This window comes from Verticiella sediminum, from assembly GCF_007558815.1.
Lineage (GTDB): Bacteria > Pseudomonadota > Gammaproteobacteria > Burkholderiales > Burkholderiaceae_B > Verticiella > Verticiella sediminum.
In genome coordinates this window covers 1-23432 of the sequence record NZ_VLTJ01000035.1, presented here as the reverse complement: position 1 = coordinate 23432, position 23432 = coordinate 1, and the positions used below count along the sequence as shown (strand labels likewise).

Here is a 23432-nt window from a genome sequence, read left to right as displayed (position 1 = left end):
CTTCTCCTTATGCCACGTAGCACAGGACTTCGCCGCCCACGCCATTGGCGCGGGCACGGCGATCGGTCATCACGCCACGCGAGGTGGAGACGATGGCAACGCCAAGGCCGTCCATGACTTGCGGAATATCGCTGCGGCCCTTGTAGATGCGCAGGCCGGGACGCGAGACGCGCTCGATGCGCTCGATCACGGGACGACCGGCGTAGTACTTCAGGGCGATTTCGAGTTGCGGCTTGCCGTCGTTGGCATCCACGCGGAAATCTTCAATGTAGCCTTCATCCTTCAGCACGGTGGCGATGGCCACCTTCAGCTTGGAGGAGGGCATGCTGACCGACGCCTTTTCCACTTGCTGGGCGTTGCGGATGCGCGTCAGCATATCGGCGATGGGATCGCTCATGCTCATGTGTATTCTCCTACCAGCTGGCCTTGGTCATGCCCGGGATCTCGCCGCGCATTGCCATCTCGCGCAGCTTGTTGCGACCCAGACCGAACTTGCTGAAAACACCGCGGGGGCGGCCCGTCACGGCGCAGCGATTGCGCTGGCGCGTCGGGTTGGCGTTGCGCGGCAGTTGTTGCAGCTTCAGGCGAGCCTGATAGCGCTCTTCGTCGGATTTCGACGCGTCGTCGATGATTGCCTTCAGGGCATTGCGCTTGGCGGCGAATTTCTCAGCCAGCTTGGCGCGCTTGACATCACGATTGATGAGTGAAAGTTTGGCCACGTCATCACCCCTTAGTTACGGAACGGGAAGCTGAACGCGGCAAGCAGCGCGCGGGCTTCTTCGTCGGTCTTGGCGGTCGTGGTGATGCTGATGTTCATCCCACGCAGAGCGTCGATCTTGTCGTACTCGATTTCCGGGAAGATGATCTGCTCTTTCACGCCGATGTTGTAGTTGCCACGGCCGTCGAACGCACGACCCGACACACCACGGAAGTCGCGCACGCGCGGCAGGGCGATGTTGATCAGACGATCGAGGAATTCGTACATGCGTTGGCCACGCAGGGTCACCATGCAGCCGATCGGGTAGTTTTCCCGGATCTTGAAGCCGGCGATGGCCTTTCGGGTCTTGGTGATCACGGGCTTCTGGCCGGCGATCTTGGTCAGGTCGCCGACAGCGTGCTCGATGACCTTCTTGTCGGCCACGGCTTCGGACACGCCCATGTTCAGGGTGACCTTGGTGATGCGGGGTACCTGCATCACGCTCTTGTAGCCGAACTTCTCGGTCAGGTCGCCAGCGACCTTGTTACGGTAGAACTCTTGCAAACGAGCCATTTCAGATCCCCATTACGCCTTCGCGCCAATGACAGCGCCATTGGAGCGGTAGATGCGTACTTTCTTGCCGTCTTCTTCCTTGATGCCGACGCGGTCGCCCTTGCCGGTAGCGGGGTTGAAGATCGCGACGTTGGAGATGTGGATCGGCATGGCCTTTTCCACGATACCGCCCGTCTCGTTGCGCATCGGATTCGGCTTGACGTGCTTCTTGGCAACGTTCACGCCTTCGACCAGGACGTAGTCGGCGCTGACGCGCTCGAGGACGACGCCACGGGCCTTGCGATTCTTGCCGGCGAGGACGATGACCTCGTCGCCTTTACGGATGTTGTTCATGGCGGCTCCTTACAGCACTTCCGGCGCCAGCGACACGATCTTCATGAACTTCTCGGTACGCAGTTCGCGCGTGACCGGTCCGAAGATGCGAGTGCCGATGGGCTCGAGCTTCGCGTTGAGCAGCACGGCGGCATTGCCGCCAAAACGGATGAGCGAGCCGTCCTTGCGGCGCACGCCCTTGGCGGTGCGCACGACGACGGCGTTGTAGATCTCGCCCTTTTTCACGCGGCCGCGCGGAGCTGCGTCCTTGACGCTGACCTTGATGATGTCGCCGATAGCGGCGTAGCGACGCTTGGACCCGCCCAACACCTTGATGCACATGACGGCACGCGCACCCGTGTTGTCAGCCACGTCCAGCGTGGTCTGCATTTGAATCATGATTTAACCTATATCCAACTTGACCGCGAGCCCGGCGCAACGCCCCTGGCAAACGATCAGTTTTGGCCCCGTCAAGCCGGGCTTGCGCCCCGCTCTGGGTTGAAATCCTGCGGCCCCTTGCCGCAGAGCGTGGAACCACAGCGCTTTTTTCAAGCAGCCTTTGAAGCAATGACAGCCAGCGCCCCGAGAACTTCCGGGCCTGCCGGCTGACGACTTCACCAGAATCACCGTAAAAAAACATCGCCTGCTGGGCGCTGTTTGGATAGAGATCGCTGGAAAGTCTGCCATTCTAGCGTGTTGATCTACCACACGCAATAGCGCATATGCAACAGTGCCGCAACCCCCACGCAAGGGCCGGGAAGAACGACGGCAGCGCGTGGCTGCCGTCGGTACTGCATCCAGCGGCTCGGCGGAGGGCGTGCCCTTGGCCCGCCAGGCCGAGATGGCGCCCCGGATTCCGGGACGCCCTGGCCGGTTCGCCCTTGCGGGCGCGCCGGCCGCGGAGCATCAGATGATGCGGGCCGCTTCGACCAGACGGGTCACCGTCCAGGCCTTCGAACGCGAGATCGGACGGCCTTCGGCAATCTCGACCGTGTCGCCTTCGTTGTACTGGTTGGTCTCGTCGTGGGCCTTGTACTTGGCCGAGCGCATGATGACCTTGCCAAGCAGCGGGTGCTTGACGCGGCGCTCGACCAGCACGACCACGGTCTTGTCCATCTTGTTGCTCACGACCTTGCCGACCAGCTTGCGCTGGCGCTTGGCCGGGGCCTGGGCTTGTTCGGTAGCAGTGCTCATTGTTGTTCCCCTGCCTTCTGGGTCAGCACGGTGCGCACGCGAGCGATGTCGCGGCGAACATTGCCGAGTTGGCTGGTGTTGGACAACTGCTGGGTAGCGGCCTGCATGCGCAGGCTGAACTGGGCCTTCAGCAGGCTTTCGAGCTCTTTCTTGAGCTCAGCAACATCCTTGGAGCGAAGTTCGCTGGCTTTCATGTTCTTTCCTCCGTCAAGCGCCGACGTGGCGGGTCACGAAGGTCGTCGAGATCGGCAGCTTGGCCGCAGCCAGGCGGAACGCCTCGCGGGCCAGCTCTTCGTTCACGCCGTCCATTTCGTAAAGCACCTTGCCCGGCTGGATCTCGGCAACCCAGTATTCCGGGTTGCCCTTGCCGTTACCCATACGGACTTCGGCGGGCTTTTGCGAGATCGGCTTGTCCGGGAAGACGCGGATCCAGATGCGGCCGCCACGCTTGATGTGGCGGTTGATCGCACGACGCGCCGCTTCGATCTGGCGAGCAGTCAGGCGGCCACGACCGGTGGCCTTCAGACCGAATTCGCCGAACGAGACGTGAGTGCCGCGCGTGGCCAGGCCGGTGTTACGGCCCTTCTGCTCTTTGCGGTATTTCCTGCGTGCTGGTTGCAGCATGCTTATTCTCCGTCTTTGGCGGCGGGGGCATCTGCGCCACCTGCCGGCCGACTATCCTTACGCGGGCCACGGCCACGCCCCGCCGGGGGACGGCCACCCGGGCGGTCGCTGCGCGGGCCACGGCGCGGACGACGCTCGTCTTCGCGCGGGGTCTCGGCGGCAGCAGCCAGCTCGGCATTGCCCAGCGTATCGCCCTTGTACACCCACACCTTGATCCCGATGATCCCGTAGGTGGTGTGCGCTTCGGACGTACCGTAGTCGATGTTCGCGCGCAGCGTATGCAGCGGCACGCGGCCTTCGCGGTACCACTCGGTACGCGCGATTTCGATGCCGTTCAAACGGCCCGAGCTCATGATCTTGATGCCTTGGGCACCCAGACGCATCGCGTTCTGCATGGCGCGCTTCATGGCGCGGCGGAACATGATGCGCTTTTCGAGCTGCTGGGAGATCGAATCGGCGATCAGTTGGGCATCGACTTCCGGCTTGCGGATTTCTTCGATGTTGACGTGCACGGGCACGCCCATCAGACGCTGCAGATCGGCCTTCAGGATCTCGATATCCTCGCCCTTCTTGCCGATCACCACGCCCGGACGAGCCGAGTGGATGGTGATGCGGGCATTCTTGGCGGGACGCTCGATGACCACGCGGCCAACGGAGGCGTTCTTCAGCTTCTTCTTCAGGTACTCACGGACTTGTGCGTCCTGAAGCAGCATGCCGGCATAGGCCTTGTCGTCGGCGTACCAGCGCGAGGACCAGTTGCGGCTGACAGCCAGCCGGAAGCCGGTCGGATGAATTTTCTGTCCCATCGTGGCTCCTTACGCGCCGACCTTGACCACGATGTGGCAAGTCTGCTTTTCGATCTTCACGCCACGGCCCTTGGCACGCGCGTCGAAGCGTTTCATCGAAGCGCCCTTGTCGACGTAGATGGTCTTGACCTTCAGTTCGTCGATATCGGCGCCGTCATTGTGCTCGGCGTTGGCGATCGCCGACTCGACAGCCTTGCGGATGATCACGGCCGACTTCTTGGGCGTGAAAGCAAGGATGTTCAGAGCCTGCGCCACCGGCTTGCCGCGGACCAGATCGGCCACGAGGCGAGCCTTCTGCGCGGAGACGCGCACGCCCTTGATGACGGCGGCGGTGTCATTTCCCTTTTGCATGGCCATTACCTCTTCGACTTCTTGTCGGCGGCGTGACCCTTGAACGTGCGGGTCAGCGCGAACTCGCCGAACTTGTGGCCGACCATGTTCTCGTTGATGTACACGGGAACGTGCTGACGGCCGTTGTGCACGGCAAAGGTAAGCCCGATGAACTCAGGCAGAATGGTGGAGCGGCGCGACCAGATCTTGATCGGCTTCTTTTCCCGGCCACCCGTGGCCGCCTCGACCTTCTTGATGAGGTAGGCGTCGACAAAGGGGCCCTTCTTGATCGAACGTGACATGGTTCGCCTCTTACTTGCGCTTGCGTCGTTGGACGATCATGTTGTTCGTCCGCTTGTTCCGACGGGTCTTGAAGCCCTTGGAGGGAGTACCCCACGGGCTGACCGGTTCACGGGCTTCGCCGGTACGGCCTTCACCACCACCGTGCGGGTGGTCGATCGGGTTCATGGCCACACCGCGAACGGTCGGGCGCACGCCGCGCCAACGCGTGGCGCCGGCCTTGCCGATCTGACGCAGGCTGTGTTCTTCGTTGCTGACTTCACCGATCGTGGCGCGGCACTCGATGTGCACGCGGCGCACTTCACCGGAGCGCAGACGCACCTGGGCGTACGTGCCTTCGCGAGCCAGCAGGACCGCCGAAGCGCCGGCCGAACGCGCGAGCTGGGCACCCTTGCCGGGGATCATCTCGACGCAGTGGATCGTCGTACCGACCGGGATGTTGCGGATCGGCAGCGTGTTGCCAGCGCGGATCGGGGCTTCCGAGCCGGACATCAGCGTCGTGCCGACCTGCAGGCCGCGCGGAGCGATGATGTAGCGGCGCTCGCCATCGGCGTAGCACACGAGCGCGATGTGCGCGGTGCGGTTCGGATCGTATTCCAGGCGCTCGACCTTGGCGGCGATGCCGTCCTTGTTGCGGCGGAAATCGACGACACGGTAGTGCTGCTTGTGACCACCGCCGCGGTGACGCGTGGTGATGTGGCCGTTGTTGTTGCGACCGGCGTTCTGGATCTGCTTCTCGAGCAGCGGCGCGTAGGGCGCGCCCTTGTGCAGGTGGGGATGAACCACCTTCACCATCGCGCGACGGCCGGGCGAAGTCGGCTTGAGCTTGACGACAGGCATTTACTTGACCTCCTGCGCGAAGTCGATCTCTTGGCCTTCCTTCAGGCAGACATAGGCCTTGCGCTCGTTGCGGCGGCGACCGATGAAGCGACCGAAGCGCTTTTGTTTGCCCTTGGTGTTCAGCACCTGGACCGACTCGACCTCGGCCTTGAACAGCAGTTCAACGGCGGCCTTGATCTCGGGCTTGGTGGCATCGGGCACGACACGGAACGCGATCTGCTGGTTCTTGTCGGCGACGAAGGTGGCCTTTTCGGTCACGATCGGCGCGAGCAAGACCTGCAGCAGGCGCTCGGTGGACAGATTGGCTTTGACTTGGCCGTTCATCCCAGCATCTCCTCGAGTTGAGCGATAGCCGGGCGCGTGATCAGCACATTCTTGTAGTGGATCAACGACAGCGGATCGGCGTAGCGCGGCTCGATCACGGCCACGTGCGGCAGGTTGCGCGTGGCGAGGTAAAGGTTTTCGTCGAACGCATCGGTGATGATGAGGACCGACGACTTGGCGTCGCCCAGACCGTAAGCCTTGAGCTTGTCAGCGGCTTGCTTGGTCTTGGGAGCGTCCAGCACGAAATTCTCGACCACCGAGATGCGATCTTCGCGAGCCAGTTGCGACAGGATCGAGCGGATCCCGGCGCGGTACATCTTCTTGTTGACCTTCTGGCTGAAGTTCTCTTCGGGCGAGTTCGGGAACGCGCGACCACCCCCACGCCACAGCGGCGAGGACGTCATACCGGCACGGGCGCGGCCCGTACCCTTCTGGCGCCAGGGCTTCTTGGTCGAGTGCTTGACTTCGGCACGATCCTTCTGGGCACGGTTACCGGCACGCGCGTTGGCCTGATAGGCCACGACGACCTGGTGCACCAGGGCTTCGTTGAATTCGCGGCCGAACACGGTGTCCGGGGCGCTGACGGTGGCGGACGACTGACCTTGGTCGTTGAGGATCTTGATATCCATTTACGCCCCCTTCACGGCAGCTTTGACGGCCGGACGCACGACGATGTCCGCACCGGCATGACCGGGGACGGCGCCGCGAACGAGCAGCAGGCCACGTTCGGCGTCGACACGCACGACGTCGAGATTCTGGACGGTACGCTGGACGGCACCCATGTGGCCGGCCATGCGCTTGCCCGGGAAGATACGGCCCGGATCCTGTGCCTGGCCGATCGAGCCGGGCACGCGGTGCGAACGCGAGTTGCCGTGCGAAGCACGCTGCGAACCGAAGTTGTGGCGCTTGATGGTGCCGGCAAAGCCCTTACCGATCGTGGTGCCCGTGACGTCGACCAGTTGGCCGACGCTGAACACGCTGTCCACGGCCAGATCAGCACCTGCCTGGAATTCGGCGGCCTTCTCGGCGGAGAGGCGGAATTCCTTGAGGTTGCTGCCGGTTTCGATGCCGGCCTTGGCGAAATGGCCGACTTCGGCCTTGGTGACGCGCGACGCACGGCGGGTGCCATAGGCAACCTGCACGGCGGCGTAGCCGTCGACTTCCGGGGTCTTGACCTGGGCCACACGATTGCCCGACACGTCCAGCACGGTCACCGGAATGGACTCGCCGTCCTCGGTGAAAATGCGGGTCATGCCGACCTTGCGACCTACCAGACCCAGCCGGAATGCGGCGGGCGTGGATGTCGTATTCGACATTGTTTTCTCCATTCCCGGCTACGATTGGCCGGGGCTAATACCACTTGCAGAATCTGTACACACCCCGCGCGGCGCCGCGCCAATAAGGCCACGGCCCTGCCTACGCAAAGGCGGCACACGCAAGAAAAGGCGGGAATTTGACGCCAAGAAAAAAGCAAAGGCGTCATGCCAATGGGGGTCTTACCACTGTCTTACCACTCTTACTACCGTTCTCTTGCCATTAATAACACTGCCACTAACGGCAAGCTAGCGATCGTAGCACGCCGGGCGGGACAAAGCAAGCAACGCGGCGAGGACACCATCGAGCGCGGCCCGCGGCCGGCGCGCCCTGTCGAGCGGCTGCATAAATGACAATGGTTCAGCAGACCAGCGCAAGGCCCTGGCGGCTGAAGCGCGGTTCGGGCCTTGGCATACCGGTTGCACTGATGCCGGCCTGTTCCGGAGGCCACATGAGCGAGCCATCAGCCAGCGAACCTGCGTATGACGGGCGCGACCCACCCGGGTCGCAGCCGGCATTGGGCCGCGTCTGCGCGATTTCACCCCACCTGGATGACGCAGTGCTCGGTTGCGGCGCCTTGCTTGCGCGCTGCCATGACGCCTGCGTCGTCACCGTGATGGCGGGCCTGCCGCCGGAGGGCCCGCCGCCGCCGTGGGACGAGGCCTGCGGCTTTGCCAGCGGCCCCGAGGCCATGCGCGCCCGCCGCCACGAGGATATCGTGGCGCTGGGCCTGCTGGGCGCGCATGCGTGTCATCTCGATTTCCTCGATGCCCAGTACGGTGATCCGCCCGCCGTGGCGTCGCTGGAAAGCGCGATCGCCGCGCGCACCGCCGCAGCGGACACGGTGCTGATCCCGATGGGCCTGTTCCATGCCGATCACGACCTCACGCATCGCGCCGCGCTGTGCGTCTGGCGCCGCGCCGGGGCACGGCAGCGATGGTGGGCGTACGAGGACGTCCTGTACCGACGCAAGCCGGGGCTGTTGCAGCGCAGGCTGGCCCAACTGCAGTCCGAGGGCGTGCGCGCCACCCCGCTGCCGCCGCAACCGGCGCGAGCCCCTCTCAAGGCGCAGGCCGTACAGGCCTATGCCAGCCAGCTCCGCGGCCTGGGGTTGGCTGGCCACGCAGGCGACACCGCCGCACCGGAAGGTTATTGGCATCTGGAAAGGCTGGACGCGGCATGAACGAGCCTCGCATCAGCGCTGTGGTCCTTACCTACAACCGACGCCGGGAGGTGCTCGCCACTCTGGAGCATCTGCAGGCCGCGCTCGACGCCGCGCCGACGATCGTCGTGGACAACGGTTCGACCGACGGCACCGTCGACGCGATCGCCCGCCGGTTTCCGGAGGTCGAGCTGGTGCGCGCGCCGGCCAATCTGGGCGCCGCCGGACGCAATCTCGGCGTCGCCCGCGTGCGCACGCGGTATGTGGCGTTCGGCGACGACGACACACAATGGGAGGCCGGCGCGCTCGAACGCGCCGCCGACATCCTCGACGCCGCGCCGCAAGTGGCGGTGCTCAGCGGTCAGGTCCTGGTCGGCCCGGACGGCCGCGTCGATCCGACCTGTACGGCGATGACGCACAGCCCGCTCGGCACAACGGCCCACGGGCCGCGCCTGCTCGGCTTTCTGGCGGGTGCGTGCGTGATGCGTACCGCGGTCTATCGCGCGGTGGGCGGCTACTGGCCACGCTTTTTCATCGGCGGCGAGGAACAGTTGATGGCGCTGGACATCGTCGCGCTCGGCTGGGACATCGTCTACGCGGACACGCTGCGCAGCCGCCACTTCCCTTCGAACGCCCGCGACGCCGGCCAGCGCCGTCGTCTGCTGGCCCGCAACGCCATCTGGACCGCATGGCTGCGCCTTCCCGTGCGCGACGCCTTCGCGCGCAGCACAACCATCCTGCGTGAGACGGGCAATGCCGGCTCGGCCATGCGCACGGCCGCTGCGGCGCTGCTGGGCATGCCCCATGTCCTGCGGCACCGGCGCGTACTGCCGGCCCGGTGCCTGCACATGTATGAGCAACTCGCTCAGCACCCTCCCTGATTCCCCGCTACCCCTTCCCGATCCCCCCGCACAGCATCCGCACGCCGCGTGCGGATGCGCCCAGTCTCTTCCCCTGCCGTGGAGGTACGCATGCCGCCTTTATCCCAAGCGCCGCAACCTGCGGCGCCCGTCGTCGGCCTTGCCGATCCGCACGCCGCGCGCGAGGCCGTCGAGATGGCGCTTCCGCTCATGGAACGCGCCATACAGGACGTACGCGTCGGTCAAAGCGGATTCCTGTACATCGTCGTCATGAACCCCTTGGCCTGCCCGCAGCAGCATGCTTTTGAAGCCGCCATCCTGTACGAGCACGCGCTCGGCGACCAGGGTGCCTGGGACGCCGACTACGCAGGATTCGCGCGCGCGAAGGCGCTCGTTCACTGGCGCACCGGCATGGACTCGCATGCGGTGCAGACGCGCGCACCGCACCTGCTGGCCCCGGGCGACACGACGCTCTGGGGAAGCGCGGAACTCGACGGCATCGTCGTGGCGGTGAGCGGCGCGAACGCCTGGTATGACGAGGCGTTCGCGGGCATCGTCGCGCATTGCCTGAGGGCAGTGGCCAGAGGCCGGAAAGCGGCTTCGGACGCGCTGTTCCTGCCCGGTTGATGACTGGACATTCGAATGAGTCGCTTCTGTCCAGTTAATGACTAGACATTTTCCCGCCTTGGTACGGCTGATGCTAGGTCTCTCTTCACACACCCATGCAGCACACGCATCGCCAAAGAATAGGATGCACCATGCCGAGCGTAGCCCTCATCAGTGAACACGCCTCGCCCCTCGCCCGCCCGGGCGCGGTGGACAACGGAGGACAGAACGTCTATGTCGCGCATGTAGCGCGGCATCTCGCCAATTCCGGGCATCGCGTGGATGTCTTCACGCGCAGGGACGGCCCGCTCCCGGAGGTCGTACAGTGGCATCCCCGCGTGCGCGTCATCCACGTTCCCGCCGGGCCGCCGCACTACCTGCCCAAGGAGGACATGCTGCCGTTCATGGACGCGTTCGCGGAGTACATGCTCGGCTTCGCCCGCCGGCAGCGCCAACACTACGACGCAGTGCACGCGAACTTCTTCATGTCGGGCAAAGCCGCGCTTCCCCTGTGTCGCGCACTGAGCATTCCGCTCGTCATTACCTTCCACGCCCTGGGCCGCGTGCGCCGGCTGCATCAGCGGGAAGCCGATCGCTTTCCGCCCAGCCGCTTCGCGATCGAAGAGGAGCTGGTGCGCTGCGCCGATCGCATCATCGCCGAGTGCCCGGCCGACCATGCGGACCTCGTGCAGCACTATGGCGCCGATCCGAGGCGCATCGACATCGTGCCGTGCGGCTTCGACGCATCCGAGTTCGCTCCCACGGACCGCGCGCAGGCCCGCGCGGCGCTCGGCTGGGATCCGGCCACCTTCTCGATCCTGCAGCTTGGCCGCATGGTGCCGCGCAAAGGCGTGGACAACGTCATCCGCGCGCTCGCCCTGCTGCGGCGCACGCACGGTGTGGCCGCGCGCCTGTATGTCGTCGGCGGCGAATCCACCGACCCCGCCAGGGATCGCAGCCCGGAACTCGCCCGCCTGCGCCACCTCGCGCAGGCCGAGGGTCTGGCGCACGCGGTGCAGTTCGTCGGCCGGCGCGACCGCGACCAGCTAGCCACGTTCTACGGCGCGGCCGACGTGTTCGTCAGCACGCCATGGTACGAGCCGTTCGGCATCACGCCCGTCGAGGCGATGGCCTGTGCCAGGCCGGTGGTGGGCTCGGACGTCGGCGGCATCCGCTACAGCGTGCTCGACGGCGACACGGGCTTTCTGGTGCCGCCCAACGACCCGGCGGCCCTTGCGCAGCGGTTGGCCTTGCTTGCGGCGCGGCCGGAACTCGGTCGACGGCTGGGCACGGCCGGCCTGCGGCGCGCACGCGGCATGTTCACCTGGCGCCTGGTGGCGCGGCAACTGGCGCGAATCTACGCCGATTGCCAGCGCGCCTCCCCCGCCGAACGTCCCATGGCGCATGCCATCCGCGCCCGCTTGAGCGCGGGCGCGTCGCCGCCGGCCGTGGGCGTGCGCGGCGCCAGCCCTGCAGCCGTGCCCGGCCTGGCCTCGCCTTGAGGCGAGCCGCGGTGCCGCACGGCGGCCCGCCCTAGCGTGCCACCCTTTGCCGCCCGCCAGCCGGTGGACGGCGGCCATCAGGAGTTCCATCGATGAATCCCTCTGCCTGTCCCGAACTGCAGGATCGCACCATCCTCGTCACCGGCGCCGGACGCGGCCTCGGCGCCGCCATCTGCCATACGCTGGCCGCCGACGGTGCGCGGCTCGTGCTTGCCGATCTGGACGCGGCCAGGGCACGCGCACAGGCCGAGCAGCTCGATTGCAAGACGCTCGCCCTCGCGCTGGACGTGGGCGACGACGCCGCCGTGCAGAACGCCATCGCGCAGGCGGTCGAGCACTTCGGGGCGCTGGACGCGGTCATCAACAACGCCGCCATCGACATCACCGTCCCGATAGACGAGCTCGACGTGGCCGATTGGGAGCGCGTGCTGCGCACCAACCTGACGGGGCCCTTCATCGTGGCCAAGCACGCGGCGGCGCACATGCGCACCCGGCGTCGCGGCCATATCGTCAACATCGCCTCGACCGCGTCCAAGCGCGCATGGCCGAACGCCTCGGTGTATCACGCCAGCAAGTGGGGGCTGCTCGGCCTGTCCCATGCCCTGCATGCCGAACTCCGGCCGCAAGGCATCAAGGTGAGCGCCGTCGTGGCAGGCGGCATGCGCACGCCGTTCCTGCTGGATCGCTTTCCGGATATCGACCCGGGCCTGCTGCAGGACCCGGCCCATGTCGCACGCGCCGTGCGGTTCGTGCTCACCCAGCCCGACGAGACCGTGATCCCCGAAGTGATGGTGCTGCCCATGCGGGAGACATCATGGCCATGAACCCGGCCGCCGAGGACGCAGGCTGCGAGCCTGCGGGCGCCGTCTTTCTGGACAAGGACGGCACGCTGCTCGAAGACGTACCGTACAACGTCGATCCGGCCCGGATGCGCTTTGCACCCGGGGTGCCGTCCGGGCTGCGACGCCTCGCCGCGCTCGGCGTTCCCCTGGTAGTCGTCAGCAACCAGCCCGGCCTCGCCCTGGGCTTGTTCGAGGAGGCCGCACTGCAAGCCATGCAGAGCCACCTGCGGCGCATGTTCGCAGACGCCGGCGCCGCACTGACCGCGTTCTACTACTGCCCGCACCATCCGGACGGTACGGTCGCCCCGTTCGCCTGTGCATGCCGTTGCCGCAAGCCCGATAGCGGCATGCTGGAGCGCGCGGCGCGCGAACATGGCCTGAGCCTCGCGCGCAGTTGGCTCATCGGCGACATTCTGGACGACGTCGAGGCGGGGCGGCGAGCCGGTTGCCGAACCGTCCTGCTGGACAACGGCAACGAGACGCAATGGCGTCCGGGAGCGCTGCGCGTGCCACAGCACATGGCCGCCGACTTCGATGAAGCAGCGAGCTACGTCGCGCAATGGATGGCGGCGCGTTCAAGGAGCCATGCATGAACGATTCTTCCTGGGCCGCCGCGCGCAAGCTGCTGTGCATACGTGTAGACAACATGGGCGACGTGCTCATGACTTCGCCTGCGGTGCGAGCGCTGCGCGCCGCCGTGCCCGGCCGCCGCATCACCCTGCTCGCGTCGCCCTCGGGCGCGGCCATCGCCGGGCTGCTGCCGGAAGTGGACGAGATCCTGGCCTACGAGGCGCCATGGGTCAAGCTAGAGCGCGCCACCCCGGTCGATGCCGATCTCTCCTTGATCGAGCGGCTGCGCACCCAGGGCTTCGATGCAGCGGTGATCTTCACCACCTACAGCCAGAGCGCCCTGCCGGCGGCCATGATGTGCAGGCTGGCAGGTATCCCGCGCGTGCTGGCGCATGCCCGCGAGAACCCCTACCAGTTGCTCACGGACTGGGCGTGCGAAGGCGGCGACCTCGACGACGGCCGCCACGAAGTGCAGCGCCAGTTGGACCTCGTGGCGTGCGTCGGCGCCCGCATCGCCGACGAGCGCATGCGCTTGTCGGTGCCGCCCGCGGCGCGTGCGGCCTTGACGTTGCGGCTGGCGCGCCACGGCGTGACGTCCGGCGGCGGCTGGGTGCTGGTCCATCCCGGCGCGACCGCGCCCTCGAGGCGCTACCCCGCGCAGGCGTTCGCCGCCGCGATGGCGGGCCTGCCGGACGACGGCACGCCGCTGTTCGTCACGGGCAGCGCCGGCGAGCGCGCGCTGGCCGACGAAGTCTGCCGGCTGGCCGGCCGCGGCATCAACCTGGCCGGCGAACTGCCGTTGGCCGAGTTCGCCGCGCTGGTGGAGGCGGCCGGGGTGCTGGTGTCGAACAACAGCGGCCCGGTGCACGTCGCCGCGGCGACCGGCACGCCGGTCGTCGATCTGTATGCACTGACCAATCCCCAGCACACGCCCTGGCGGGTGGCCAGCCGGGTGCTCTATCACGACGTGCCCTGCCGCTTCTGTCACCGCAGCATCTGTCCCGAAGGCCACAACGCCTGCCTGCGCGGCGTGCCGCCCGCAGCCGTCCTGGAAGCAGCCATCGCCCTGCTCGCGGAGCCTGCGAGAGCGGGGCCGGACGCCGCGTCCCGGGCCGCCTGAGCAGCCCCCGCTGCCCCACAACGAACGCGGAGCCAACCACGATGCATACGCTGGGAATCAACGCTGCCTACCATGACTGTTCGGCAGCCCTTGTGCGCGACGGGCAGGTGATCGCCGCCGCCGAGGAAGAGCGCTTCACGCACATCAAGCATGGCAAGCGGCCGCTGCCGTTCACCACGTGGCAGCTCCCTTTCCATGCCATCGACTATTGCCTGGCCGAGGCCGGCCTGCGGCTGGCCGACGTCGATCACATCGCCTACGCGTTCGACCCCTGGCTGCTTCCCGAGGCCCGGCACGGCGCCGACATCACGCTGCCGCTGGAGCCCTCCGCGCAGCGCGGGCCCACGCGCAGCGCGTCGCCGTGGGACCCCCTGTTCCTGTCATACATCGCGAACGCCCCGCGCCAGCTCGCCAGCGGCGCGCCGCACCATCTGCAGGCGCGCTTCAAGGGCGTGGACACGGCGCACGTGCAGGCGCGCTGGCGCTTCGTCGAGCACCATCTCGCGCACGAGGCGAGCGCCTACCTGTCCGCCCCCTTCGACGAAGCCGCCGTGCTGACGATGGACGGCCGCGGCGAAATCGCGACCACCAGCTACGGCGTGTTCCGCGACGGCCGCTATCAGCGGCTCAAGCAGGTGGACCTGCCGCACTCGCTCGGCCTGCTTTATGAAGAAGTGACCGACTACCTGGGCTTTCTGCGCTCGTCGGACGAATACAAGGTGATGGCGCTCGCTTCCTACGGAGAGCCGCGGTACCTGGACGAATTCAGGCAGATCCTGCGCGCCGACGGCGAAGGCGGCTACACGGTGGCCGCCCCCGAGCTCGTGCGCCGCTTCGGCGCGCCACGCGCGCGCGGCGGGCCCCTCGAACAACGTCACTACGACATCGCGCACTCGCTGCAGAAGGTGCTGGAAGAGACCGTGGCCGGCATGGTGCGCTGGCTGCATGCGGCGAGCGGCGCGCGGCATCTGTGCATGGCGGGCGGCGTCGCGCTGAACTGCGTGCTCAATGCCCGCGTGCTGCGCGACGGCCCCTTCGAGGACGTCTGGGTGCAGCCGGCCGCGGGTGACGCCGGCACGGCCCTCGGCGCAGCCTTGTGGCTGGACCGCGAGCTGGCGCCGCGCCCTGCGGCGCGCTGGGTCATGCATCACGCCTATCTCGGCCCGGCGCAGGACGACGACGAAATCCGCGCCTTTCTCGATCGCGCCAAGCTGCCATACCGCCGGATGGAGAACGTGGCCGAGGAAGTCGCGGAGCGGCTCGCACGCGGCGAGATCGTCGGATGGCACCAGGGCCGCATGGAATTCGGCCCGCGCGCGCTGGGCGCGCGCTCGATCCTGGCCTCGCCGATCGATCCCGACATGCAGGCCCGCCTGAACGACATCAAGGACCGCGAGGACTTCCGCCCCGTCGCGCCGGCCGTGATGCAGGAGCACGCGCACGAATGGTTCGCGGCCGTGCGCCCCGGCGAGATCGTGGCGCCCTTCATGCTCTTCGTGTTCGACGTCCTCGACGACAAGGCTGCACGCATCCCGGCCGTTCGGCATGTCGACGGCACCGCGCGGGTGCAGACGGTGCGGCGCGACCAGCACCCGCTCTACTACGAGCTGCTCGCCGCCTTTTATCGCCGCACCGGCGTGCCCGTGCTGGTCAACACGTCGTTCAATACCCGCGGCGAACCGGTGGTATGCACGCCGCGCGACTCGATCGAATGCTTCTGGACCTCGCCGCTCGACGTGTTGGCCATCGGCTCGTTCCTGCTGGAGAAGCGGCGATGACGAGCCTTCCTCTGCGGCCCACCGCCGTTCCGGAGTACGACGTGCGGGCAACGCTCGTGCAAGCGTCCGACGCCGGAAGCCCCGTCGCTGCCAACGCGGCGCCGGCGTCGTCGGGCCTGCGCGTCTGCGTCGTGATCCCGACCTACCGGCGTGCCGACATGCTCGAACGCTGCCTGCGGGCCGTGCTGTGCCAGACCTTGCCCGCACACTGCTACGAGGTGGTGGTGGCCGACGACGGCCCGGACCGCAGCGTCCTGGCCGTACTCGAGCGGCTCGCCAGCCCGACGGGCCCGGCGCTGCGGTACGTACCCGTCACGGCGAGCCAAGGGCCCGCGGGCGCGCGCAATCGCGGCTGGGAACAGGCGCGGGCGCCGGTGGTCGCGTTCACCGACGACGATACGGTACCCGCTGCGCAATGGCTGGAAGCGGGGCTGGCAGCCTTGTCCGGCGGCGCAGCCGCCGTTGCGGGAGGCGTCTCGATGCCGATCGGCGATCCTCCGACGGACTACGAACGCAACGAGAGCGGCCTGACAACAGCCGAGTTCGTCACCGCCAACTGCTTCGTGACCCGCCGCGCGCTGGAAGAAGTCGGCGGCTTCGACGAGCGCTTCCGCATGGCATGGCGGGAGGATTCCGATCTGCAGTTCGCCCTGCTCGCACGCGGGTACCGCATCGCCAGGGAACCGCGCGCCCTGGTGGTCCACCCCGTGCGCCCGGCCGCGCCCGGCGTCAGCCTGCGCCAGCAGCGCAAGGTGCTCTTCGATGCGCTTCTGTACAAGAAATGGCCTGCGCAGTACCGCGCGCGCATCCGGCCGCGCCCGCCATGGAACTATTTCCTGATCGTCGCCAGCCTGCTGCTGGCGGCGGGCGCCGCCCTGACGGGCGCCTGGCGCCTCGCCGGCATGGCGATGGCGCTGTGGACGCTGCTCACGCTGCACTTTTGCGCCGGACGCCTGAAAGGCACCTCCCATGCGCCCGCGCACGTGCTCGAGATGCTCGCCACGTCGGCGCTCATACCGCCGCTGTCGGTGTACTGGCGGCTGCGCGGCGCCTGGCAGTTCCGCACGAGGTTCCTGTGAACGCGCCCGGCGGCCCTCAGGCAGAGACGCCGACCACGGCGCCAGCGCCGTGGCAGCCGCCACCCGCGCGCATCGCCGTGTTCCGCGCCTTGCAACTGGGCGACATGCTGTGCGCCATGCCGGCCCTGCGCGCCTTGCGGCGTGCCGCGCCCGCAGCGCACATTACGCTGGTCGGCCTGCCGGGAGCGGCCTCGATCGTGCAGCGCTTTCATGGCGAGCTGGACGCGCTCCTGCCTTTCCCCGGCTTGCCGGGCATGCCCGAGCAGGCGCCCGACGCCGACGGTTGGGGAGAGTTCACGCGCCGCGCACGGGCCGCGCGCTTCGATCTGGCCATCCAGTTGCACGGCGACGGCCGGATCACCAACCGCGTACTGCCGGCGCTGGCGGCGCGGCGCACGGCCGGCTTCGTGCCTCAGGGAACCTCACCGCCGTCGCCGGATTTCCTGGCCTGGCCCGACGAGTTGCCGGAGGTGCTGCGCTACACCGCATTGATGGAGCATTTGGGAATCGCTGTCGCCGACACGGGCCTGCACATCCCGCTGGAACCGGAAGACACGGCTGAATGCGATGCGCTGCTCGAAACCTGCGGGCTGACGCCCTCGCGGACGGTGCTGTTGCACCCGGGCGCCCGGCTCGCTTCGCGCCGCTGGGCGCCGGCACGCTTTGCGGCAGTCGGACGGCGGCTGGCCCGGGCAGGCTACCAGCTCGCGATCACCGGCAGCCCCGACGAAGCCCTCATCACGGGCGAACTGAAGCACCGCCTTGGCGTTCCGGCCCATGACCTGACCGGACGCACCAGCCTGGGCGGCCTTGCCGCCCTGGTCCAGCGCTGTGCCCTGGTGGTCTGCAACGACACCGGCATGTCGCACGTGGCCGCCGCGATGCGCACGCCGAGCGTGGTGATCGCCTCCGGCAGCGACGTGCACCGCTGGGCACCGCTGGACCGGCAGCGCCACCGCGTGCTGTGGCACGACCTGCCCTGCCGGCCGTGCGCCCACGCCGCCTGTCCCTACCCTGGGCACCCCTGCGCGAGCGCGGTGGACCCCGGCACCGTAGCGCACGCGGCGCTGCTGCAACTCGGCCACGGAGAACGACGCCATGCCTGATACCCCGCCCGACTCATCGCATGCCCGCAACGGCGAGGCAGCGCCGGGGTTGCCGCGACCCGTTCGGCAACCCACGCCTAGCGCTGCGGGGCCCGGCCTCGCCCACGCCGGCGCCTCGCGGCGGCGGCTGCGCATCCTGACCTGGCACGTGCACGGCAACTACCTGTATTACCTGTCGCAATTGCCGCACGATATTGCCGTCGTGGTGCGGCCCGGCAACCCGCCCGGCTACGCTGCGCCGGGCGACGCACTGCCCTGGGGCGGCAACGTGCATACGGTCGCCGGCGACGCCCTGGCGCACGAACGCTTCGACTGCATCCTGTTCCAGTCGCGCGTGCACTACGACCGCGACCAGTACGAATTGCTCACGCCCGAGCAGCGCAAGCTGCCGCGCATCTACCTGGAACACGACCCGCCGCAGGAGCACCCGACCAACCAATGCCATTGGTTCCAGGAACCCGACGGCATCCTGGTGCACGTCACGCCGTTCAACGCGTTGATGTGGGACAGCGGCATCACGCCCGTGCAGGTGGTCGAGCACGGCGTGATCGTGCCGGACGACGTGCGCTACACGGGCGAGAAAGACCGCGGCATCGTCGTGGTCAACCACCTGGAGCGCCGCGGCCGCCGCCTGGGGGCGGACATCTATGCCCGGGTCCGGCGCGACGTGGCGCTGGACCTGGTCGGCATGGATGCCCAGGCCAGCGGCGGCCTCGGCGAGATCGCCAATCTCGCCCTGCCCGGCTTCATGGCCGGCTATCGGTACTTCTTCAATCCGATTCGCTATACCAGCCTGGGCCTGGCCGTGATCGAAGCCATGCATGTGGGCCTGCCCATCGTCGGCCTGGCAACGACGGAACTCGCCACGGTCGTTCGCAACCACGAGACGGGCTACGTCGACACGGACGTCGCCCGCCTCGTCCAGGTCATGCGTCAGTTGGCGGCAGACCGCGAGCTGGCCGCCGAATGGGGCGCGAACGCCAGGCGCCATGCGCGCGAGCGCTTCGGCATCGAACGTTTCGTGGCCGACTGGCAAGCCGTGCTCGACGCCGCGACGCACGGCACGAGCCTGGCGCAGCCCGATCTTGCGCATGCCACCAGCGCCCCGCCCCGGCAGGACCTGCCGACAAGGAGACAAGCATGAAGGAAAGAGACAGCAAGCGCGTTCTCGTGACCGGCGGGGCCGGCTTCCTGGGCTCGCATCTGTGCGCACGGCTGCTGCAGGCCGGGCACGACGTCCTGTGCGTCGACAACTTCTACACCGGCAGCAAGGCGAACATCGCGCGGCTGCTCGGCCACCCCCGCTTCGAGCTCCTGCGCCACGACATCACCTTCCCCTTGTACGTCGAGGTCGACGAGATCTACAACCTCGCGTGCCCGGCCTCGCCGGTGCACTACCAGTACGACCCGGTGCAGACGACCAAGACCTGTGTGCACGGGGCGATCAACATGCTCGGCCTCGCCAAGCGCGTCAAGGCGCGCATTCTGCAGGCGTCGACCAGCGAAGTCTATGGCGACCCGACCGAGCACCCCCAGCGCGAAACCCACTGGGGACACGTCAACCCGGTCGGCCTGCGCTCGTGCTACGACGAGGGCAAACGCTGCGCCGAAACACTGTTCTTCGATTATCGGCGCCAATACGGTTTGCCGATCAAGGTCGCCCGCATCTTCAACACCTATGGCCCGCACATGCATCCGGACGATGGCCGGGTGGTGTCGAACTTCATCATGCAGGCGCTCGCCGATGCCCCGCTGACGGTGTATGGCGATGGTTTGCAGACGCGCGCTTTCTGCTATGTCGACGACATGATGGAGGGCCTCATCCGGCTCATGCAGACCCCGCCGGATTTCGCCGGCCCGCTCAACCTGGGCAATCCGCAGGAGCTCACCATGCTGGAAATCGCGCAACGCATCGTGGCGCTGTCGGGCTCCCGATCGGCGATCGAACATCGCCCCTCGCCTTCGGACGACCCGGCGCGGCGTTGTCCCGACATTTCACTTGCCCAGGAGCATCTGGGATGGCGGCCAACCACCGCTCTGGATACCGGCCTGCGCCGTACCATCGCCTACTTCCAGGAACGCCATTTCCCCGATCGGGCTCTGCCCGCCGACGCCACCGCCTCGGCCGGACATCTGCATTAGGGCCTCTCGATGCAATGGCCTCGTGTACGTCAGTCAACGGGGCCCTAGTCGGACGCGCCGGAGAAACCCTGGCGACGGTGCCATTGCGCAAGCGATTCGTCCGGATATTCGTCGAACATGCGGTCGCCGGCATTGGGCTGAGGGACGGCCCAGTTGGCGCGCGAGCCCAGCATCATGTGCGTGTGCTCCGGCGGTACGGGCAGCGGCGTGTCGATGGCCGACGCGTGCGGATGCACCAAGTCCGGCCACTGCGGGTCCCACAGCCAGAGCTGGCTGCCGCACTGGCGGCAGAAATGCCGGTGGCCGGAACTGCGCTCCATGCCACCGCCCTTCGTGGGCATGCACGCACGGTAGACCGAGAGGTGCTCGCGGCCCTCGACGTCCAGCGTGCGATTGTCCGCGCCCAGGTTGATCGCGAAGCCGCCCGCGCCGGCCGTCTTGCGGCAGATCGAACAGTAGCAGCGCATGAATGGCACGGGCTCGTGCGATTCCACCCGGAACCGCACAGCGCCGCAATGGCAGGAACCCTCTAGCAGCATGGCACACCTCTTCGCATGGGGGCGTTGCCCATTCAGCGCGTGCGCCTCGTGCACGGGCCGGCCTCAGCCGCCCAGGACCGCCTGCGTCAGATTCAGCACGGCCACGCCGACGACAACGCCGATCAACGGATTGCGCAGCCGCAGGTAGACGACGGCCACGATCGCCAGGCTCAGCAATTCCGAGGCCAGCATGCCGGGCTGCGCAGGGCTGCCCTCCAGCGAATGGAGCAGCAGCACGACCATGACGCACAGCGGCAGGCGCCGATTCAGGGCTTCGATCAGACGGCTGTGGGCGAGCCAGCGGTACGCGATGAGCGGGAACGCCCGCAGCGAGAACGTGATGGCCCCCATCACTGCAACGCCCAGAATCCAGTAGGAGACCTGGCTCATGCGTCGCTCCGGGCGCGCCGTGCGTCATGCCATGCCTGTACGCCCAGCCACGCCAGCGCGGACAACAGGGCGCCCGCCAGCACGTGCGCCGGCGGCAGCGCCCAGCGTGCGCCGAGCAGGCAGACGAGGGCAACCACTGCTGGCTGCCAACGCCGATATGCGCGATATTGCTCGATCGCGAGGATCAGGAAGAGACAGGGCAAGGCGAACTGCAGATTGGGAACGTAGGCGGCCACGGTCGGGCCCAGCCACGCGCCGCCCAGCGTTCCGGCCACCCACCAGGCCTGGTTGGCGGCAGCCACGGGCAGCAGCATGGCGGCGCGCCGTTCCGCGGGCATGGCCGTCACGAGCGAGTAGGTTTCGTCCGTGAGCGCGGCGAGCGCATAGGCGCGGGCGGCGCGCGCCCGCGGCAGCGAGCGCAGCAGTGGCAGCGCATACAACAGATGACGCAAGTTCACCAGGAACGCGGTGGTGGCCAGCGCAGCCAGACCCGCACCACTGGCGAGCATCGGAATCGCGGCGAACTGCAGCGCTCCGGCATACACGAACACACTCAGGAGCATGGCTAGCCACAGGGGCAGGCCAGCCTGCACGGCGAGCACGCCGAACGCAAAGCCAGTGGGCAGGTAGCCCAGGCCGACCGGCAGGCTAGCCGTCAAGGCCGTACGCCAGCGGACGTCGGGAAGGGATTCAGGATGCAAACGAGACATGAGGGACCGTAGCCACGCGCCGGGCCGTGCACCTGCCCTGTACGACATGTGCCGGCATCGCCATGAAAAACGGCGGGCCCCGCTTACGCCGGGCCCGCCGTCGGGAACACGCGCGAAACGCGCGGATTCCGGGATTATTGCAGTGCGATTTCCACGTCCACGCCAGCCGGCAGGTCGAGGCGCATCAGGGCGTCCACGGTCTTGTCGGTGGGGTCGACGATATCCATCAGGCGCTGGTGCGTACGGATCTCGAACTGGTCACGCGACGTCTTGTTGACGTGCGGCGAACGCAGAACGTCGTAACGGCGAATGCGCGTGGGCAGCGGGACGGGGCCACGAACCACGGCGCCGGTGCGCTTGGCGGTGTCGACGATTTCCGTAGCCGACTGGTCGATGAGCTTGTAGTCAAACGCCTTCAGACGGATGCGGATCTTCTGCTTTTTCATGGATATTCCTAAAGAACGAAGCGGTTAGCGCAGTGCGGCGAGGCCGCAACCGGCAATTGTAGCCGGCTGCGGCCTTGGCGTCACGAATTACGCGATGATCGTCGCGACGACACCGGCGCCGACGGTACGGCCGCCTTCGCGGATGGCGAAGCGCAGGCCTTCTTCCATGGCGATCGGGGCGATCAGTTGCACGGTGATCGAGACGTTGTCACCGGGCAGGACCATTTCCTTGTCCTTGGGCAGTTCGATCGAGCCGGTCACGTCCGTCGTACGGAAGTAGAACTGCGGACGATAGCCCTGGAAGAACGGGGTGTGGCGCCCGCCTTCTTCCTTGGACAGGATGTACACCTCGGCCGTGAAGTTCGTGTGCGGCTTGATCGAACCGGGCTTGCACAGCACCTGGCCGCGCTCGACGTCTTCGCGCTTGGTGCCGCGCAGCAGGATGCCGACGTTGTCGCCCGCCTGGCCCTGGTCCAGCAGCTTGCGGAACATTTCCACGCCGGTGCAGGTGGTCTTGACCGTGGGCTTGATGCCGACGATTTCGATTTCCTCGCCGACCTTGACCACGCCGCGCTCGATACGCCCGGTCACCACGGTGCCGCGGCCCGAGATCGAGAACACGTCTTCGACGGGCATCAGGAACGTGCCGTCCACGGCGCGCTCGGGCGTCGGGATGTACGTGTCCAGGGCTTCGGCCAGTTGCATGATCGCTTGCTTGCCCAGCGGGCCTTCGTCGCCTTCGAGCGCCAGACGGGCCGAACCCTTGACGATCGGGGTGTCGTCGCCCGGAAAGTCGTACTTGGACAGCAGCTCGCGAACTTCCATCTCGACCAGCTCGAGCAGCTCTTCGTCGTCGACCAGGTCAGCCTTGTTCAGAAACACGATGATGTACGGAACACCCACCTGGCGCGAGAGCAGGATGTGCTCGCGCGTCTGCGGCATCGGGCCGTCAGCGGCCGACACCACCAGGATCGCGCCGTCCATCTGCGCGGCGCCCGTGATCATGTTCTTGACGTAGTCAGCGTGGCCCGGGCAGTCGACGTGGGCGTAGTGACGGTTCTGCGTTTCGTACTCGACGTGCGCGGTGTTGATCGTGATGCCGCGCGCCTTTTCTTCGGGCGCCGCGTCGATCTGGTCGTAGCCCTTGGCTTCGCCGCCGAATGCCTTCGACAGAACCGTCGTGATCGCTGCCGTCAACGTGGTCTTGCCGTGATCGACGTGACCGATCGTGCCGACGTTCACGTGCGGCTTGGTACGTTCAAACTT

Annotated in this window: 32 protein-coding genes; 12 read left to right on the top strand and 20 right to left on the bottom strand. The window is 67.2% G+C overall.

The genetic code is table 11. The annotated features are described in order from the left end of the window. Positions 1-7: 7 nt before the first annotated feature. From rpsH to rplC, 15 genes are all read right to left on the bottom strand, one after another. The gene (rpsH, locus tag FOZ76_RS18165; protein ID WP_143949704.1) at positions 8-403 is read right to left on the bottom strand and encodes a 30S ribosomal protein S8; all 396 of its coding nucleotides are present in this window, start codon (positions 401-403) and stop codon (positions 8-10) included. 10 nt (positions 404-413) lie between these two features. Continuing rightward, a complete protein-coding gene (gene rpsN / locus FOZ76_RS18160; protein WP_143949703.1) occupies positions 414-719 on the bottom strand; it encodes a 30S ribosomal protein S14 in 306 nt (101 codons plus the stop codon). Positions 720-730: 11 nt separating this feature from the next. Continuing rightward, a complete protein-coding gene (rplE, locus tag FOZ76_RS18155; protein WP_143949702.1) occupies positions 731-1270 on the bottom strand; it encodes a 50S ribosomal protein L5 in 540 nt (179 codons plus the stop codon). A 12-nt stretch (positions 1271-1282) separates the two neighbouring features. After that, complete coding sequence (rplX, locus tag FOZ76_RS18150) at positions 1283-1603, bottom strand: 50S ribosomal protein L24 (protein WP_143949701.1); 321 nt, start codon at positions 1601-1603, stop codon at positions 1283-1285. A gap of 9 nt (positions 1604-1612) precedes the next feature. After that, entirely contained in the window at positions 1613-1981 is a 369-nt protein-coding gene (rplN, locus tag FOZ76_RS18145; protein ID WP_143949700.1) for a 50S ribosomal protein L14, read from the bottom strand. Positions 1982-2488: 507 nt separating this feature from the next. Then, the gene (gene rpsQ / locus FOZ76_RS18140) at positions 2489-2776 is read right to left on the bottom strand and encodes a 30S ribosomal protein S17 (RefSeq protein ID WP_143949699.1); all 288 of its coding nucleotides are present in this window, start codon (positions 2774-2776) and stop codon (positions 2489-2491) included. Continuing rightward, a complete protein-coding gene (gene rpmC, locus FOZ76_RS18135; RefSeq protein ID WP_143949698.1) occupies positions 2773-2970 on the bottom strand; it encodes a 50S ribosomal protein L29 in 198 nt (65 codons plus the stop codon). Before rpmC ends, rpsQ begins: the two co-directional genes overlap by 4 nt. Before the next feature lie 13 nt (positions 2971-2983). Next, a complete protein-coding gene (rplP, locus tag FOZ76_RS18130) occupies positions 2984-3400 on the bottom strand; it encodes a 50S ribosomal protein L16 (protein WP_143949697.1) in 417 nt (138 codons plus the stop codon). A 2-nt stretch (positions 3401-3402) separates the two neighbouring features. After that, on the bottom strand, positions 3403-4206 hold the full coding sequence (gene rpsC, locus FOZ76_RS18125) for a 30S ribosomal protein S3 (protein WP_143949696.1): 804 nt from the start codon (positions 4204-4206) through the stop codon (positions 3403-3405). 9 nt (positions 4207-4215) lie between these two features. Continuing rightward, positions 4216-4557, bottom strand: a complete 342-nt coding sequence (gene rplV / locus FOZ76_RS18120; protein ID WP_143949695.1) for a 50S ribosomal protein L22 — start codon at positions 4555-4557, stop codon at positions 4216-4218. A 5-nt stretch (positions 4558-4562) separates the two neighbouring features. Continuing rightward, positions 4563-4838, bottom strand: a complete 276-nt coding sequence (rpsS, locus tag FOZ76_RS18115) for a 30S ribosomal protein S19 (protein ID WP_143949694.1) — start codon at positions 4836-4838, stop codon at positions 4563-4565. A 10-nt stretch (positions 4839-4848) separates the two neighbouring features. Then, positions 4849-5676, bottom strand: coding sequence for a 50S ribosomal protein L2 (gene rplB / locus FOZ76_RS18110; RefSeq protein WP_143949693.1), 828 nt, complete (start codon positions 5674-5676; stop codon positions 4849-4851). After that, entirely contained in the window at positions 5677-5976 is a 300-nt protein-coding gene (rplW, locus tag FOZ76_RS18105) for a 50S ribosomal protein L23 (RefSeq protein ID WP_143949784.1), read from the bottom strand. It lies immediately after the preceding gene. A gap of 20 nt (positions 5977-5996) precedes the next feature. Continuing rightward, a complete protein-coding gene (gene rplD / locus FOZ76_RS18100; protein WP_143949692.1) occupies positions 5997-6629 on the bottom strand; it encodes a 50S ribosomal protein L4 in 633 nt (210 codons plus the stop codon). Beyond that, a complete protein-coding gene (gene rplC / locus FOZ76_RS18095) occupies positions 6630-7316 on the bottom strand; it encodes a 50S ribosomal protein L3 (RefSeq protein WP_170235524.1) in 687 nt (228 codons plus the stop codon). Positions 7317-7765: 449 nt separating this feature from the next. Here rplC and FOZ76_RS18090 point away from each other — a divergent pair, with 449 nt between their 5' ends. The 12 genes from FOZ76_RS18090 to FOZ76_RS18035 all read left to right on the top strand — a co-directional run bounded on the left by FOZ76_RS18090 (position 7766) and on the right by FOZ76_RS18035 (position 20081). Continuing rightward, positions 7766-8497, top strand: a complete 732-nt coding sequence (locus FOZ76_RS18090) for a PIG-L deacetylase family protein (RefSeq protein WP_170235523.1) — start codon at positions 7766-7768, stop codon at positions 8495-8497. Beyond that, the gene (locus FOZ76_RS18085; protein WP_143949689.1) at positions 8494-9357 is read left to right on the top strand and encodes a glycosyltransferase family 2 protein; all 864 of its coding nucleotides are present in this window, start codon (positions 8494-8496) and stop codon (positions 9355-9357) included. The genes FOZ76_RS18090 and FOZ76_RS18085 overlap by 4 nt, the downstream gene beginning before the upstream one ends. Before the next feature lie 90 nt (positions 9358-9447). Then, positions 9448-9963 carry a hypothetical protein gene (locus FOZ76_RS18080; protein WP_143949783.1) on the top strand — a complete coding sequence of 172 codons (516 nt, stop codon included), beginning with the start codon at positions 9448-9450 and terminating at the stop codon, positions 9961-9963. Positions 9964-10094: 131 nt separating this feature from the next. After that, positions 10095-11444 (top strand): glycosyltransferase, encoded by a 1350-nt coding sequence (locus tag FOZ76_RS18075; RefSeq protein ID WP_143949688.1) that lies wholly within the window; start codon positions 10095-10097, stop codon positions 11442-11444. Positions 11445-11536: 92 nt separating this feature from the next. Next, positions 11537-12268, top strand: a complete 732-nt coding sequence (locus FOZ76_RS18070; RefSeq protein WP_143949687.1) for an SDR family oxidoreductase — start codon at positions 11537-11539, stop codon at positions 12266-12268. Further along, complete coding sequence (locus FOZ76_RS18065) at positions 12259-12879, top strand: D-glycero-alpha-D-manno-heptose-1,7-bisphosphate 7-phosphatase (RefSeq protein ID WP_246129610.1); 621 nt, start codon at positions 12259-12261, stop codon at positions 12877-12879. Before FOZ76_RS18070 ends, FOZ76_RS18065 begins: the two co-directional genes overlap by 10 nt. Beyond that, entirely contained in the window at positions 12876-13976 is a 1101-nt protein-coding gene (locus FOZ76_RS18060; protein WP_143949686.1) for a glycosyltransferase family 9 protein, read from the top strand. Before FOZ76_RS18065 ends, FOZ76_RS18060 begins: the two co-directional genes overlap by 4 nt. 41 nt (positions 13977-14017) lie before the next feature. Then, the gene (locus FOZ76_RS18055; protein WP_143949685.1) at positions 14018-15754 is read left to right on the top strand and encodes a carbamoyltransferase family protein; all 1737 of its coding nucleotides are present in this window, start codon (positions 14018-14020) and stop codon (positions 15752-15754) included. Beyond that, positions 15751-16833, top strand: coding sequence for a glycosyltransferase family 2 protein (locus tag FOZ76_RS18050; protein ID WP_143949684.1), 1083 nt, complete (start codon positions 15751-15753; stop codon positions 16831-16833). The genes FOZ76_RS18055 and FOZ76_RS18050 overlap by 4 nt, the downstream gene beginning before the upstream one ends. Next, positions 16830-17939 carry a glycosyltransferase family 9 protein gene (locus FOZ76_RS18045; RefSeq protein ID WP_246129608.1) on the top strand — a complete coding sequence of 370 codons (1110 nt, stop codon included), beginning with the start codon at positions 16830-16832 and terminating at the stop codon, positions 17937-17939. The genes FOZ76_RS18050 and FOZ76_RS18045 overlap by 4 nt, the downstream gene beginning before the upstream one ends. Beyond that, positions 17932-19083 carry a glycosyltransferase family 4 protein gene (locus FOZ76_RS18040; protein WP_143949683.1) on the top strand — a complete coding sequence of 384 codons (1152 nt, stop codon included), beginning with the start codon at positions 17932-17934 and terminating at the stop codon, positions 19081-19083. Before FOZ76_RS18045 ends, FOZ76_RS18040 begins: the two co-directional genes overlap by 8 nt. Then, entirely contained in the window at positions 19080-20081 is a 1002-nt protein-coding gene (locus tag FOZ76_RS18035) for a UDP-glucuronic acid decarboxylase family protein (RefSeq protein WP_143949682.1), read from the top strand. Before FOZ76_RS18040 ends, FOZ76_RS18035 begins: the two co-directional genes overlap by 4 nt. A 44-nt stretch (positions 20082-20125) precedes the next feature. Here FOZ76_RS18035 and FOZ76_RS18030 read toward each other — a convergent pair whose 3' ends face one another. The 5 genes from FOZ76_RS18030 to tuf all read right to left on the bottom strand — a co-directional run. Then, positions 20126-20620 (bottom strand): GFA family protein, encoded by a 495-nt coding sequence (locus FOZ76_RS18030; RefSeq protein WP_143949681.1) that lies wholly within the window; start codon positions 20618-20620, stop codon positions 20126-20128. Between the two features lie 63 nt (positions 20621-20683). Beyond that, positions 20684-21010 (bottom strand): AzlD domain-containing protein, encoded by a 327-nt coding sequence (locus FOZ76_RS18025; protein ID WP_143949680.1) that lies wholly within the window; start codon positions 21008-21010, stop codon positions 20684-20686. Beyond that, positions 21007-21669 carry an AzlC family ABC transporter permease gene (locus tag FOZ76_RS18020; protein ID WP_170235522.1) on the bottom strand — a complete coding sequence of 221 codons (663 nt, stop codon included), beginning with the start codon at positions 21667-21669 and terminating at the stop codon, positions 21007-21009. Before FOZ76_RS18020 ends, FOZ76_RS18025 begins: the two co-directional genes overlap by 4 nt. Positions 21670-21854: 185 nt before the next feature. After that, complete coding sequence (rpsJ, locus tag FOZ76_RS18015) at positions 21855-22166, bottom strand: 30S ribosomal protein S10 (RefSeq protein ID WP_143949678.1); 312 nt, start codon at positions 22164-22166, stop codon at positions 21855-21857. Between the two features lie 87 nt (positions 22167-22253). Next, positions 22254-23432: elongation factor Tu (gene tuf, locus FOZ76_RS18010; RefSeq protein WP_143949677.1), on the bottom strand; the 1179-nt coding region annotated here is incomplete at its 5' end.